We start from the raw sequence: 12607 nt of genomic DNA, 5'->3' as shown, positions 1-12607 counted from the left end.
GCTGATGGCGACCGAATCGGTCGAGGAAAAGAGCGACCAGAGGACCGAGAAGCTACGGGAACTGATCGGCGCGCGGGTCGTCCTCTGGGACTTCGACGGCCCGGTCTGCCGCCTCTTCGCCCGGCACCGCGCCGAGCGGGTCGCGGCCGGGCTGGTGGAGTGGCTGGCCGGGCGCGGCCTGCGCGGGCTGCTCACCGAGGACGAGCGGGAGACGCTGGACCCGCAGGTGGTGCTGCGCGCGGTGGACCGCCGCCACCCCGGCAGCGACCTCGTCGCCGAGCTGGAGGAGCGCCTCACCCAGGAGGAGCTGCTGGCCGCCGCCTCCGCGTGGCCGACCCCGCACGCCGACCCGCTGATCCGCACCTGGTCCGCCGTCGGCTCCCGGCTGGCCGTCACCACCAACAACTCCCCGCGCGTGGTCCACGCCTACCTCGCCGGCCGTGGCCTGACCGGCTGCTTCGCCCCGCACATCTACGGCCGTACCGCCGAGCTGCACCGCCTCAAACCCGACCCGTACTGCCTCGACCGGGCCCTCGCCGCGCTGGGCGCCGCCCCCGAGTCCGCGCTGATGATCGGGGACTCGCCCACCGACCTCGTCGCCGCCGAGCGGGCCGGGGTGCGCTTCCTCGGCTACGCGAGCGGTGAGCGCCGCGCCAAGCAGCTCCGCGCCTCGGGCGCCGACACGGTCCTCACCTCCCTGGAACCCCTGCTGCTCGCCCTGCGGGGATAGCTTGCTCGTACGCGCGTGCGCCCGGTCCCCGGTACGGGGGAACCAGCCCGGAGTCGTGGGGCCGGGACCCGCTCCCGAGGCGGTACCGTGCTGCCACTTCCGCCCCTTTCGGCAGGGCGCACGGCGAGAGAACGGGCCATGTCCCCCGAAACGGTTTCGATTGCCCGGCTGAACGCGGCCGGGGCCAGCGGCGACGACAAGGTGGTCGAGGGCCCGCTGCAGGGCTACCACCACGAGACCTACGTCTTCCCGCTGGCCGGTGAGGCGGCACGGCTGCATCCGGGGCGGTGGAAGTGCCGGGAGCCCCGCGACGGGCTGCTCTGGTTCGACCGGCGCTGCTTCGCCTCGGAGGAACGCCTGCTCACCGCGCTGGGCGACCGCGTACCGCGCGTGCCCGGCCTGGTGGAGGTCGGCGGGATGCGGCTGATGCGGTTCATCGAGGGCAGCACCCTCGGCGCGCTCCACCCGTCCGGCGCCGAGGTGCCGGAGGCGCTCGTCCGCCAGCTCACCGAGCTGTTCGGCAGGCTCGCCGCGATCGGCCCGGACGACGTCACCGCCGAGCGGCGCTGCGCCGCCGAGGACCGGCCGGCGGACGGCGACAGCGACGGCTTCCTGGAGCGGCTCGTCCACTTCACCGAGCACCGCGTCTACCGCCGCAACCTCGACCGCTTCGAGCGGCTCTTCGCCGAACTCGGCCTCACCGAGACCTCGTTCACGCACCTCCGCGCCCATGTGCACGGGCTGTCCCGGCGGCCCTTCTGCCTCCTCCACGCCGACCTGCACCGCGAGAACTTCATCGTCGATCCCGTGGACCGCCTCTGGACCATCGACTGGGAACTCGCCATGGTCGGCGACCCCCTCTACGACCTCGCCACCCACCTCCACCTCATGCGCTACCCCGCCGCCCAGTCCCGCGAGATCGCCGCCCGCTGGCACACGACCGTCCGCGCGGTCCGCCCGCTGAGCGTGCGCGGCTGGACGGACGACCTGGCACCCCTGCTCGCCTACAAGCGCGCCCAGTCCGTCTTCACGGACGTCATCCGCTCGGCCCTGGCCCTGGAGGACCCGGCCGCGCCCCCGGTCTCGTCCCTCGCGGTGAAGCTGCGGGAGATTCTGGCGCGGGGAGCGCGTCCGCTGGGCGTGACGGAGGTGCCGGATGTGGAGCGGGTGGCGGCGGCCCTGGAGCGGTGGCACACGGTGCAGGCGTCCGCGCCGTTCTCTGGCTAGGGCCCCGGGGATGCCCGATGCTGAGGGGTGATGCTGCTCTTTCTCGACATCGACGGTCCGCTCATTCCCTTCGGCGCGCCCGACGGCGCGTACCCGGAGTTCGAGCGGGGTGGTGGCACGGGTGGGCATCCGCTGCTGGGGCGGGTCGATCCAGGGCTCGGGGCGCGGCTGCTGGAGTTGGGTTGTGAGCTGGTGTGGGCGTCGACCTGGCTGGATGACGCCAACGCGGTGGTCGGGCCGTGGCTGGGGCTGCCGCCGTTGCCGGTGGTGCCGTGGCCGGACGAGGACGAGCCGCCCGCGCTGACCCACTGGAAGACGCGCCCGCTGGTGGAGTTCGCGGCGGGCCGGCCGTTCATCTGGATCGACGACGAGATCACCGAGGCCGACCGGGCGTACGTCGCCGTCCACCACCCCGCCCCGGCCCTGCTGCACCGCGTGGACCACGACTACGGGCTGACCCCGGCCGACTTCACCGCCCTGCGGGAGTGGCTGAGCCGGAACCCGGACTGAGCCTCACGCGGCCGAACGCTCCCCGGCCCACCGGCGCCGCAGGTGCGCCTCGGTGATCGCGGGCGGGGCGTACTCCATGTCGAGGGCGCCGACGTCCGTACCCGGCGGGACGATCGCGTCGATACGGTCCAGGATCTCGTCGGACAGCGTGACCTTGTCGCCCGCGAGGAGATCGTCGAGCTGCTCCATCGTGCGCGGGCCGATGATCGCGGAGGTGACGCCGGGGTGGCTGATGACGAAGGCCAGCGCGAGGTGGGTCAGCGAGACACCGGCCTCCTCGGCGACCGGGATCAGCCGCTCCACGGTGTCCAGGCGCCGCTCGTCGCGCAGATATCGGAAGCCGTAGGTGGAGCGGTGGGTGTCGGGGGCCTGGTCCTTGCGGTAGCGCCCGGTGAGCATGCCCCCGGCCAGCGGGCTGTAGATCAGCGTCCCCATCCCGTACCGCTCGCACACCGGCAGCACCTCGCGCTCGATACCCCGGTTGAGCAGCGAGTACGTCGGCTGCTCGGTACGGAACCGCTGGAGCCGGTGGTGTTCGGCGACCCACTGCGCCTCGACGATGTCGGAGGCGGGGTAGCTGGAGGTGCCGATCGCGCGGACCTTGCCCGCGCGCACCAGGTCGGTGAGGGCGGAGAGGGTCTCCTCGATGTCGGTGTCCGGGTCGGGGCGGTGGATCTGGAAGAGATCGACGTGGTCCGTGCCGAGCCGGCGCAGCGAGTCGTCCAGCGCGCGGGTCAGCCAACGCCGGGACGCGCCCTGCCTGTTGGGGTCGTCGGGGTCCATGGGCAGCCGCGCCTTGGTGGCCAGCACGACGGAGTCCCGCCGACCCTTCAACGCCTTGCCGACAATCTCCTCCGACTCCCCGAACGAGTACATGTCGGCGGTGTCGATGAAGTTGATCCCGGCGTCCAGCGCCTTGTGGATCATGCGTACGGAGTCGTCGTGGTCGGGGTTGCCGACGGCGCCGAACATCATCGCGCCCAGGCAGTAGGGGCTGACCTTCATGCCGGTCCGGCCCAGCGTGCGGTAGTTCATGAGTCTCCTCCAACCCGCGGTGGCCAGGGCCCGCCGCGGCGCGTTACGCTCACGAAAACGGAACGGTGTTCCGGGAAGAACGATACGGAACGCTGTTCCGGTTAGCAAGTGGAGGTCTGGCATGCCCGACGCCGAGCCGTCCCGCCCGCGCCTGAGGGCCGACGCGCGGCGCAGCATCGACACGCTGCTCACGGCCGCCGCCGAGGTGTTCGCCGAGTCCGGCGTGGATGCGCCCGTACGCCAGATCACCGCCCGCGCGGGCGTCGGCGCGGGCACCCTCTACCGGCACTTCCCGCAGCGCTCCGACCTCATCGCGGCCGTCTTCCGCCACGAGGTCGACGCCTGCGCCGACACCGCGCCCGCCCTCGCCGCCGACCACGCCCCCGTAGAGGCCCTCCGCCTCTGGCTCCTCCGCTTCACCCACTTCATCGCCACCAAGCGCGGCCTCAGCGCCGCCCTCCATTCCGGCGACCCGGCCTACGACAGCCTCCCGTCCTACTTCCAGCTCCGCCTGGTCCCGGCCCTCTCGGGCTTGCTCGCCGCCGCAGCCAAATCCGGCGAGATCCGCACCGACACCGACCCCAACGACCTCCTCCGAGCCGTCGCCAACCTGACCCTCCCGGCGCAGGACGACGACGGGCATACGGGGCGGATGGTGGGGTTGATGCTGGATGGGTTGCGGTACGGGGGCGCGATCAGAAGGTGATCAGCACCTTGCCGAGCAGGCCGCCCGCCTCGAAGTGCTCGTGGGCGGTGCGGATGTGGGTGACGGAGTGGTGTTCGGCTATGCGGAGGCGTAGGTCGCCTGTGTCGATGAGTTCGGTCAGGTGGGTCAGGTCGGTGGCGTTCTCCTGGACGTAGCTCTTGCGGGCGCCGGGTACGGCGGGTAGGGGAGTGTCGGAGATGGAGACGTAACGGCCGTTTCGCGCAAGGGCGTTGGAGGTGTCGACGCCTGCTGTGTCGAGGATGGCGTGGTAGTGGCCGGTGGGGAGGTCGGCTGTCCGGTGCCATGCCCGCTCGGCACCCAACTCCAGGGCCGCTGATCGGTGTTCGGGCCGGGAGACCAAGGCGTCGACCTGTGCGCCAGTGTGCCGGGCGAGTTGTACGGCGAGGGCGCCCACGCCGCCTACGGCTCCTGTGATCAAGAGGCGTTCGCCGGGGCCGAGTTCAGCCGCTCGAAGGGCTTGCAGGGCGGTCGTCCCGGCGAGGGGCAGTGCTGCGGCCTCCGTCAGCGGCAGGCTCGTAGGCGCCGGGGCGAGCAAATGGGCGGGGAGAGAGACCAGTTCGGCCCACGTCCCCCGTCCCGTGGCGATCTGCGCGGACATGGCGATCACCTCGTCCCCCACCTGGTAGCCGGGGTCCTCGGTGGCGACGACCCGGCCCGCCAAGTCCCAGCCCAGCGTGGCCGGGAGCGGCGGGCCCACCTCCCAGGCGCGGGTCTTCCAGTCCACCGGATTGAGGCTGCTGGCGGTGACGGCGATGAGTACCTCGCCCTCGGCCGGGACGGGTTCCGGTATGTGGCGGACGGTCAGTACCTCGGGTCCGCCGTGGCGGTCGATCTGTACGGCGCGCATGGCTGTGAGCCTTTCCATGAAGGGGACGCTCGCTCACGCCGGACCGTAAACTCTCACATCGATGTGAGAGTCAAGGGAGGAACGACTCGTGCGTATAGGTGAGTTGGCGCGTCGTACCGGCGTCCACGAACGGCTGCTGCGCTACTACGAGGAGCAGGACCTCCTCCACCCGGACCGCCTCCCCAGCGGCTACCGGGAGTACGGCGAGGCGGACGTCCACACGGTGGCCCGTATCCGCGCCCTCCTCGCCGCCGGCCTGAACACCGCGACCATCGCCACGGTCCTCCCGTGCCTGCGCGAGGACGCGGACCGCCTCGTGCCGACCTGCCCCGACCTCCTCCAGCACCTCCACGGCGAACGCGACCGCATCACCCGCGCCATCGAGGACCTCCGGACCTCCCGCGCGGCCCTCACCCGAGTGATCGACGCGGCTCCCGCGGAAGTCGAGAAGGAGCTGGTCCGGCGGGCGTAGGGTGCGGGGCCGTGGCTACCCCCCTCTGGCGCGACCGGCGCTTCGTTCTGCTTCTCGGCGCACGGGTCGTCTCCGTGCTGGGCAACGGCTTCGCGCGGGTCGCGCTCGGGTTCGCGGTGCTCGCGTTGCCGGGGGCGAGCGCGGGGCGGCTGTCGCTGGTGCTGGCGTGCCAGGCGTTGCCGCAGTTGGCGCTCATCCTGGTGGGCGGCGTGATCGCGGACCGTATGTCACGGTCGCGGCTGATGATGCTGGCCGACGTCCTGGGCGCCGGGGCGTACGCGGCACTCGCCGCCCTCGTGCTGACCGGGCACGCCCCGCTGCCCGCGATGTGCCTCCTCGCGGTGGCGGCCGGTACGGCGAACTCCCTGTTCGCCCCCGCGATGGAGGGCCTGGTCCCCCTGATCGTCCCCGCCGGCCGGCTCCAGCGGGCCAACGGCCTCCTCCGCGTCGGCACCAACACCTCCCTCCTCCTCGGCCTCGGCCTGTCCGGCGTGACCGTCGCCCTGGTCGGCGCGGGCTGGGCACTTGCCCTCAATGCCGCCTCCTTCGTCGTCAGTGCGGGCCTCACGGGGTTGCTGAAGGTGGCGGGGCGGCCGCGCGTACGGGCGTCGGGCTGGACGGAACTCCGTGAGGGCTGGCGGGAGTTCGCGTCCCGGCAGTGGCTGTGGGTCGTGGTCGCCCAGTACGCGGTCGTGATCGCCGCGCTGAACGCCGAGGTCGGCGTCCTCGGCCCCCTCACCGTCGAACACCAGGGTGGCGCCCGGAGTTGGTCGGTCATCGTAGGCGCCCAGGCCCTGGGCACCATCGCGGGCGCGGGCCTGGCGGCGCGGGTACGAGTACAACGCCCGATCTTCATCGCGGCGTTGAGCACCTTCCCGGCCGCCGTACCCATGCTCCTGCTCAGCCTCGCCGCCCCCCTCTGGCTGACGGCGGCCGCCATGTTCGGCGCGGGCGTGGCGAACGACGTCTTCGGCGTCCTCTGGTCCACCACCCTCCAACGCGAGATCCCCGAACACGTCCTCTCCCGCGTCACCTCCTACGACTGGTTCGGCTCCCTCGCCCTGGCCCCCCTGGGCCTCCTCATCGCCGGCCCGATCGCCTCTTCGGCGGGCACGAGCTGGACCCTGGCCGGGTGCGCGACGCTGGTCGTCCTGGCGACGTCGGCCGCGCTGCTGGCTCCGCAGGTCCGCGGGCTACGGACGCCCGCCGAAGTTCGTGTGGCGGAACCGGAGGTCAGCCGCACACGCTGAGCAGTTCGGCCCCGGTGGCGACCCGGCGCTCTCCTCAGGTCCGCGATCTGCGGAGGCCCGCGTGGCGGAGCCGAAGATCGCCCGCACACGCAGCTCGACCATGGAGGCGCCCCGGCTGCCCTCAAGTGCGCAACGTGCGCGCGTCCGCCGAGATTCTTCCTCCGGCACCGAGGACTCACCGCACAGGCTGAGCAGCTCGGCCACGGTGGCGACCCGGCTCCCCCCCCCCCAGGCGCGCAACGTGCGCACGTCCGCCGAGACCCCCGCTCCGGCACGGAGGACTCACCCGCACACGTTGAGCAGCTTCGCCCCGGCGGCGCGGACCTCCTCGTCCTGGGGGGAGCCGCTGGTCACCGGGCGGGCGGGGAGGTGCTCGCCCGGTGGCGAGAGGCTTGGCGGGGCCGTAAAGGATTGTCGGCTCAGTCGGTGGAGGCGAAGTCGTACACCGACCAGTCGCTCAGTCGGCGGTAGCCGAGGCGTTGGTAGAGGGCGTTGCTGGTGGGGTTGGACTGGTCGGCGAAGAGGACGACCTCCTGGGCGCCGGCGGCCAGCGCGGCGCGGCTGACCTCGGCGGAGACGGCGGCGGCGTAGCCGTGGCCGCGCAGGTGGGCCGGGGTGTAGACGATGTCCACCTGGATCTGGCCGCCGATGAGCGGGTTCATGCCGGCGATGGAGACGGGGGTGCCGTCCGGGGTCTCCCAGAGGGTGTACCGCTTGTCGGCGTACCGCGTGCTCGCCCAGGTCTCGGCGTCGACGGTGACGTCCTCCCCGACGGCCTTGGCGAACTCCCCGCACCAGAAGACGGCTTGGCCGAGATCCCCCTCACCGAGGACACGCGCCCGGCCCTCCGGGTGAGGCTCGGGCGGGGTGAGGGTGCCGAGCCGGTACTGCCGGACCCGTACGTCACGGAGCTTCGCCGTCACCCCGGTGCGCCGCTGCCACGCCTCGGCGAAGGCGGTGGCGGTGTCGTGGTCCGCGCCGACGGAGGTCGGGGAGAGGCCGGTGTCGGCGAGGTGGGCGGCGAGGCTGTCGGCCTGCTCGGGCGTGAGCGGGGAGAGGCCGAGGGCGCGGGGCGGCAGATGATAGAAGGTCCCGCTGACCTGCCCACCCTCCTCCAGCACCCCGAAAACAGGCGCCCGCCCGAACGCCCCCACCCCCCGCACCCGCACCCGCTCGGCCCACGTGAGCTGCATGACATGCTCCGCGGGCCGCGCCCGGAGAAACCCCCCGGCACGGGCGAGAAAGTCTTCGACATCGTCGGTGAGATACCAGCCACTTGACCGCATGCCTCATGCTTCCGCACCCGGGGCAGCAGGCGGGCGGTTTCCCGCCAGGACGTCCGAGGACCAGCCGCCCGTACACTCGCCCGCCATGGAAAAGATCTTCGAACTGGGAGAGATCAGCTGCCCCTCGGGCACCCTGGTCGTCATCGACGGCGGCCATCTGGGGCTGTGGAGCGGAGAACGCTCACCGTCGGAGATCGACCCGGCGCTGCTCGGCGCCGACACCCCGGAACGGGCCCGGGAGGTGACCGGCTCGGTCGACTTCGCCGTGACGGGCCCGGACGCCTCCGCCGCCGCCCGGAGCTTCGACCGCCAGCCCGGCATGATGCTCCACGACATCCCGGCCTCGGGGGTGGCGGACCTCAGGCGGATGTTCGAGAACCACTGCCAAGTCAACGCCTTGGACGCCCACTTGGCGGCGATGCCGAGCCGCGAACCCCACGCCCACCGCGCCCACCGCACGGCCGCCGAGGGCGGAGGAGGCTTCCTGATGTTCGGGGTACCCGTCGTCGCCGTGGGCGGCGTGCCGCGCGACCGCCGCCTCCCGGTACTGGCCACGCGGAGCGGGGACGGCCAGGGCTGGACGGAGATGGCGGTCCGTATGAGCGACGCCCCGGCCGAGACCTCCGTACCGCTGGGCCGCATCGGCGTCGACTGGGCCCGCGTCCTCTTCGGCGACGTCGACGCCCTCAGCGCCTGGCAGCACGACGAGCCCGTGGACGGCCTGGCCGACGTCGCCTTCTGGGGCACCGCCGCGCACGCCGCCGCCACGGCCTTCGCCGCCCCCGAGCTGGACGAACCCGGCGTCCACGGCTGGACGGACCTGACCGTGCCGAAGGCGGTGGAGAAGGCCCTCGCCGTCCAGAGCTGGGCCCAGGAGCCCGGCCGCCGCCTGATGGTCGACTTCCGCCCCCACTCCCACCACTGGCAGATCATGCGCCGGCTCCGTGCCTCCGTCCACGAGTCCGGCACGCTGGACCTCGGCCCGGCCCGGGTCCTCTGCGCGATGACGGCATGCGGCGACGGCTACTTCCCGGTCATGGCGGACCTGGACGCGAGGGGCGGCGTGGTGGCGGTGCGGGTGAGCTTCCCGGGGGCCTAGCGAGGCTGTCCACGACCCGGCTGTCCGTTCCCAATGAGGATGGCGGATGCTGCACACCGTGAGCTGCTGTCCGCCAGTTCGGTGGGGACGTTGCGCGCGCTGAGCGTCCCGGTTGATGTGGCGGGAGGGCTCGGTGGGTGAGGACGTGCCGGAGAGTCCGGATCAATGTGGCGGCGGAGAACAGCTCTGACCATGGTCCCGTCAGGAAGATGGGCACTCAAGGGGCTGGGTCTGAGTCCGGGTCTCCGGAACGATCACCGGTTTCGCGGCGGCCTGTTCCAGCCGGGCGTCGATGTCCAGCAGCTGCGCGTGCGGGATCAGCGTCGCCGACATGGCCAGGGACTCCGGCCAGCCCGGCCGCAGAGGCTCGGGGACCAGCATCTTCGCCAGCAGCAGCGACGCGTCGACCGCCTTGGTGCCTGCGGGGCGCAGCACTGCCGCGCAGATGGTCCGGGTCGCCACGTCGACAGCGACGGTCAGCTCGGGACGGCCACTCACCCCGTCCTCCAGGACCACCAGCACATCCAGCGGAGTCGTGTCGATCTGCACCAGTTCCCCCGGCCGGCAAGCCGCAGACGGCGTGAATGCCCCTGCGGGCCGCCGGGCCTGGGAGCGACGGGAAGAGGCCGAGCCGAAAGCGTGCGTGCCCGTACTCACCGCCTCCACCAGCCGGTAGAACGCCGACCTCGACGGCATCGGCACCACCCCGGCCCCATGCCGCTCGGCCAGCAGTGCCTCGACCCGGCGCCGCACCCGGCCGCGGGCCCGCATCCGCTCGACCGTCCGCGTGCTTACCACCCAACCAAGGGAACGCAGCTCAGCGGCCTTCGAGGCGATCCGCTCCTCCAAGGTGTGCAGGGAGGGTCGTATTCGGGCCGCTGCCCGGCCCCAGCTCCGCCTCCGGAGTCCAGCTCCAGCAGATGCCGTTCCCAGGCGGCGGCCTTCTCCGCTTCCTGTGGCGGGACCGTGTCCAGCAACGCGAACGGCGCCACCACCGGTGAGCCCTCCCGCTGACCGAGGAACTCGAAGTCCTCGGCGGACAGCAGATGAGACAGCAGCACCAGACTCGCCCGCCCGGCCTCGTCGGCCAGCCGCACCACCGTCCCCGACAGCCCGACCACGGTGTGCTGCCCCCCCCCCGTCGAGCTGGACCTGATCGCCGACACGCAGCACCGCCTGCCGGTTCACCACGCCTCCGCCCGGGACACCAGTGTCGTGTCCGTCAGCGGCTGCGACAGGTCCGCCCGCAGACGGTCGTGCCAGAGCAGATGGAACAGCACTGGCAGCACCGCGATCGGGTCACCCAGAAGCGATGCCTGCCCCACCAGCGGCGAGGGCGCCGAGAACACCGCCAGCAGTCGCTCAACCAACCCCGCCACAGCTCCATGCCGAGGATGCCGATATCCCGCCAGCCAGCGGACATTGGTCATTCTGACCGCGTCCACCGCCCCGACCACCCGATAACCCCAGTCCGCCGACTCACACGCCAGCCGCGTGACCGCGAACTTGGCCGCCGACCGTTCATCGACCCGGTCCAGAGGACGACAGGCCCCCTGCCGTCCTCGAACCGCGCGAAGTAGTCCGGCGCGTGGGAGACCGTCCGGCCCTTCTCGTTCCGCCAGAACAACCACAACGGCTGTGACAGCAGCCCGATCACCTCGGGCGTGCAGTCCAGCAGCATCGCGTGATCCCGCTCCAGCCACGACTCGAACCCCACATGCCCGCCGGTCGTGGCTGCCCAGTACAGCCCTGGAAAGTTCCGCTGCCCGCGGTACGACGGGAACCCGCGTACCGGCAGCCCCGCCTCGAACTCCACGGACGCCGCTTCGGTCAGCGGCCTCCGGTACTCACCCCCGGCATCGCGCCAACCGACCTCGAACCCCTCCGTACCCAGCCCCATGTACGCAACTGTCCAGAAACATTGGGAATCCGCCAGATCATCTAAAGCGAAACCCTTCATGAGGATGAAGCTGGGACTAGGACCGGCGCATCAACCTGGTTGGATCCATGCATGACGGATTGGTCGAAACTCAGCCACGCCTACGGCTCGGCGGAAGACATACCCGCCCTGTTGGACCGGATCGCATCGGAACCGAAGCCCGACCTCTGGAGCGACCTTTGGTCAGCGCTGTGCCACCAGGGCAGCGTCTACCCGGCCAGCTTCGCGGCGCTGCCCTGGCTGGCCGACGTAGCCGACAGTGACGACCGTGAGCAGGCGGTGAACGCTCTGACCCTGGCAGGCGCGATCATGGCGGGCGCCGAGCAGCCACACGGGGCCGGTGACGTCCGTACGGATCACGCAGTGGAGGTCGAGACCCTCCTGGCGGCAGTGAACCAGCACCTCCGGGTGACATCCGATCGCACCGACTACATCCACTTGCTGGAAGCCATGCTGGGCTTCGAAGGCGTCGTGGGCTGGAGCGAAGATCTGGCCTGGGGGTTGGGGAACGAGGAATACGAGGTCGACTGCCCCGGCTGCGAGGCCGGCCTGTTCATCGTTCTCGGCGAGCGAGGATTCTTCTCTACCAGCGAGGACTATGCGCTCTCGGTCGACGATGTTGAGGGGAGGCCCCTGCTCCCGGCGAACCCGGCCGATCTCGGAGGCATCGGCCGACGCCTCCACGAGATCGCAGTCTCCGACAGTCAGCACGAGGTCGCCCACGCGCTGACCTACGTATTCGGTCACGCGACGTGCCCGGACTGCGAAACCCACTTCTCCGTCGCCGACCAGGTCAGCGCCGACTGGTCAGCAACGCAGTAGACGCCAGATCGGTGGGACTCCGCCAAGCCCACCGCCAGAACCATGGGACTTAGCCACGTTCCCTGAGAACGGACACCGGCAAAGCGGCGGAAACCATCCCGTCACACCCCCGGCACAACACTTTTGCAAGCGGGGTGCTTGCAAAAGTTAGCGAAGGTGGGCATGGTGGAGGCATGGCATCGCTCAACGTCGGCAATCTCGGTGAGTATCTGCGCGAGCAGCGGCGCAACGCCCAGCTCTCGCTGCGGCAGCTCGCCGATGCCGCCGGGGTGTCGAATCCGTACCTGAGCCAGATCGAGCGCGGGCTGCGCAAGCCCAGCGCGGAGGTGTTGCAGCAGGTCGCCAAGGCGCTGCGGATCTCCGCCGAGACGCTGTACGTCCGCGCGGGCATCCTCGACGCCGAGCGGGACCGGGACGAGGCCGAGACGCGCGCCGTCATCCTCGCCGACCCCTCGCTCGACGAACGGCAGAAGCAGGTCCTGCTCCAGATCTACGAGTCCTTCCGCAAGGAGAACGGACTCGGCGGCGAAGGCCCCGTACGACCCGAGGAGTCCGACGGTACGGAAGCGCAGCCCAGCGACACCCCCGGCAGTGATGCCGGTCCGCGGCGGACGGCCGGATGAAGCCGGACCAGGGCTCCGGCCACCGCACGCGGACCACACC

Annotated in this window: 14 protein-coding genes and 1 pseudogene; 9 read left to right on the top strand and 6 right to left on the bottom strand. The window is 71.5% G+C overall.

The features are described 5' to 3' along the window. Window positions 1-4 precede the first annotated feature (4 nt). From E5083_RS24785 to E5083_RS24775, 3 genes are all read left to right on the top strand, one after another. A complete protein-coding gene (locus tag E5083_RS24785; protein WP_135787894.1) occupies window positions 5-730 on the top strand; it encodes an HAD family hydrolase in 726 nt (241 codons plus the stop codon). Window positions 731-868: 138 nt separating this feature from the next. After that, window positions 869-1957 carry a phosphotransferase family protein gene (locus E5083_RS24780; protein ID WP_135787893.1) on the top strand — a complete coding sequence of 363 codons (1089 nt, stop codon included), beginning with the start codon at window positions 869-871 and terminating at the stop codon, window positions 1955-1957. A 30-nt stretch (window positions 1958-1987) separates the two neighbouring features. After that, window positions 1988-2467 carry an HAD domain-containing protein gene (locus E5083_RS24775; protein WP_135787892.1) on the top strand — a complete coding sequence of 160 codons (480 nt, stop codon included), beginning with the start codon at window positions 1988-1990 and terminating at the stop codon, window positions 2465-2467. Window positions 2468-2470: 3 nt separating this feature from the next. Here E5083_RS24775 and E5083_RS24770 read toward each other — a convergent pair whose 3' ends face one another. Next, window positions 2471-3502, bottom strand: a complete 1032-nt coding sequence (locus tag E5083_RS24770) for an aldo/keto reductase (RefSeq protein ID WP_135787891.1) — start codon at window positions 3500-3502, stop codon at window positions 2471-2473. 121 nt (window positions 3503-3623) lie between these two features. Here E5083_RS24770 and E5083_RS24765 point away from each other — a divergent pair, with 121 nt between their 5' ends. Beyond that, a complete protein-coding gene (locus E5083_RS24765) occupies window positions 3624-4208 on the top strand; it encodes a TetR/AcrR family transcriptional regulator (protein WP_135787890.1) in 585 nt (194 codons plus the stop codon). Here E5083_RS24765 and E5083_RS24760 read toward each other — a convergent pair. Continuing rightward, window positions 4198-5094, bottom strand: coding sequence for an NADP-dependent oxidoreductase (locus tag E5083_RS24760; RefSeq protein WP_244317644.1), 897 nt, complete (start codon window positions 5092-5094; stop codon window positions 4198-4200). The two genes, E5083_RS24765 and E5083_RS24760, sit on opposite strands and share 11 nt — an antisense overlap. Before the next feature lie 70 nt (window positions 5095-5164). Here E5083_RS24760 and E5083_RS24755 point away from each other — a divergent pair, with 70 nt between their 5' ends. Next, window positions 5165-5548, top strand: coding sequence for a MerR family transcriptional regulator (locus tag E5083_RS24755; protein ID WP_135787889.1), 384 nt, complete (start codon window positions 5165-5167; stop codon window positions 5546-5548). Window positions 5549-5559: 11 nt separating this feature from the next. Then, window positions 5560-6798, top strand: a complete 1239-nt coding sequence (locus E5083_RS24750; RefSeq protein WP_135787888.1) for an MFS transporter — start codon at window positions 5560-5562, stop codon at window positions 6796-6798. 419 nt (window positions 6799-7217) lie between these two features. Here the strand turns inward: E5083_RS24750 and E5083_RS24745 are convergent, their stop codons facing one another. Further along, window positions 7218-8084: a GNAT family N-acetyltransferase gene (locus tag E5083_RS24745; protein WP_135787887.1), complete on the bottom strand. Its 867-nt coding sequence runs from the start codon at window positions 8082-8084 to the stop codon at window positions 7218-7220. Window positions 8085-8169: 85 nt separating this feature from the next. Here E5083_RS24745 and E5083_RS24740 point away from each other — a divergent pair, with 85 nt between their 5' ends. Then, the gene (locus tag E5083_RS24740) at window positions 8170-9183 is read left to right on the top strand and encodes a hypothetical protein (RefSeq protein WP_135787886.1); all 1014 of its coding nucleotides are present in this window, start codon (window positions 8170-8172) and stop codon (window positions 9181-9183) included. A gap of 201 nt (window positions 9184-9384) precedes the next feature. Here E5083_RS24740 and E5083_RS31535 read toward each other — a convergent pair whose 3' ends face one another. The 3 genes and pseudogenes from E5083_RS31535 to E5083_RS24730 form a co-directional block, all read right to left on the bottom strand. Next, window positions 9385-9981, bottom strand: coding sequence for a hypothetical protein (locus E5083_RS31535; RefSeq protein WP_208754141.1), 597 nt, complete (start codon window positions 9979-9981; stop codon window positions 9385-9387). Next, window positions 9975-10304, bottom strand: a complete 330-nt coding sequence (locus E5083_RS31530) for a hypothetical protein (protein WP_208754140.1) — start codon at window positions 10302-10304, stop codon at window positions 9975-9977. The genes E5083_RS31535 and E5083_RS31530 overlap by 7 nt, the downstream gene beginning before the upstream one ends. A gap of 63 nt (window positions 10305-10367) precedes the next feature. Continuing rightward, window positions 10368-11083, bottom strand: a pseudogene (locus tag E5083_RS24730) (TnsA-like heteromeric transposase endonuclease subunit). Window positions 11084-11194: 111 nt separating this feature from the next. Here E5083_RS24730 and E5083_RS24725 point away from each other — a divergent pair. Then, on the top strand, window positions 11195-11944 hold the full coding sequence (locus tag E5083_RS24725; RefSeq protein WP_135787885.1) for a hypothetical protein: 750 nt from the start codon (window positions 11195-11197) through the stop codon (window positions 11942-11944). A 173-nt stretch (window positions 11945-12117) separates the two neighbouring features. Then, window positions 12118-12567, top strand: a complete 450-nt coding sequence (locus E5083_RS24720; protein WP_135787884.1) for a helix-turn-helix domain-containing protein — start codon at window positions 12118-12120, stop codon at window positions 12565-12567. Window positions 12568-12607 lie beyond the last annotated feature (40 nt).

It is taken from the genome of Streptomyces bauhiniae (assembly GCF_004784475.1).
Taxonomy (GTDB): domain Bacteria; phylum Actinomycetota; class Actinomycetes; order Streptomycetales; family Streptomycetaceae; genus Streptomyces; species Streptomyces seoulensis.
The sequence above is the reverse complement of the archived record's forward strand: the minus strand, read 5'-3'. Positions and strand labels throughout refer to the sequence as shown.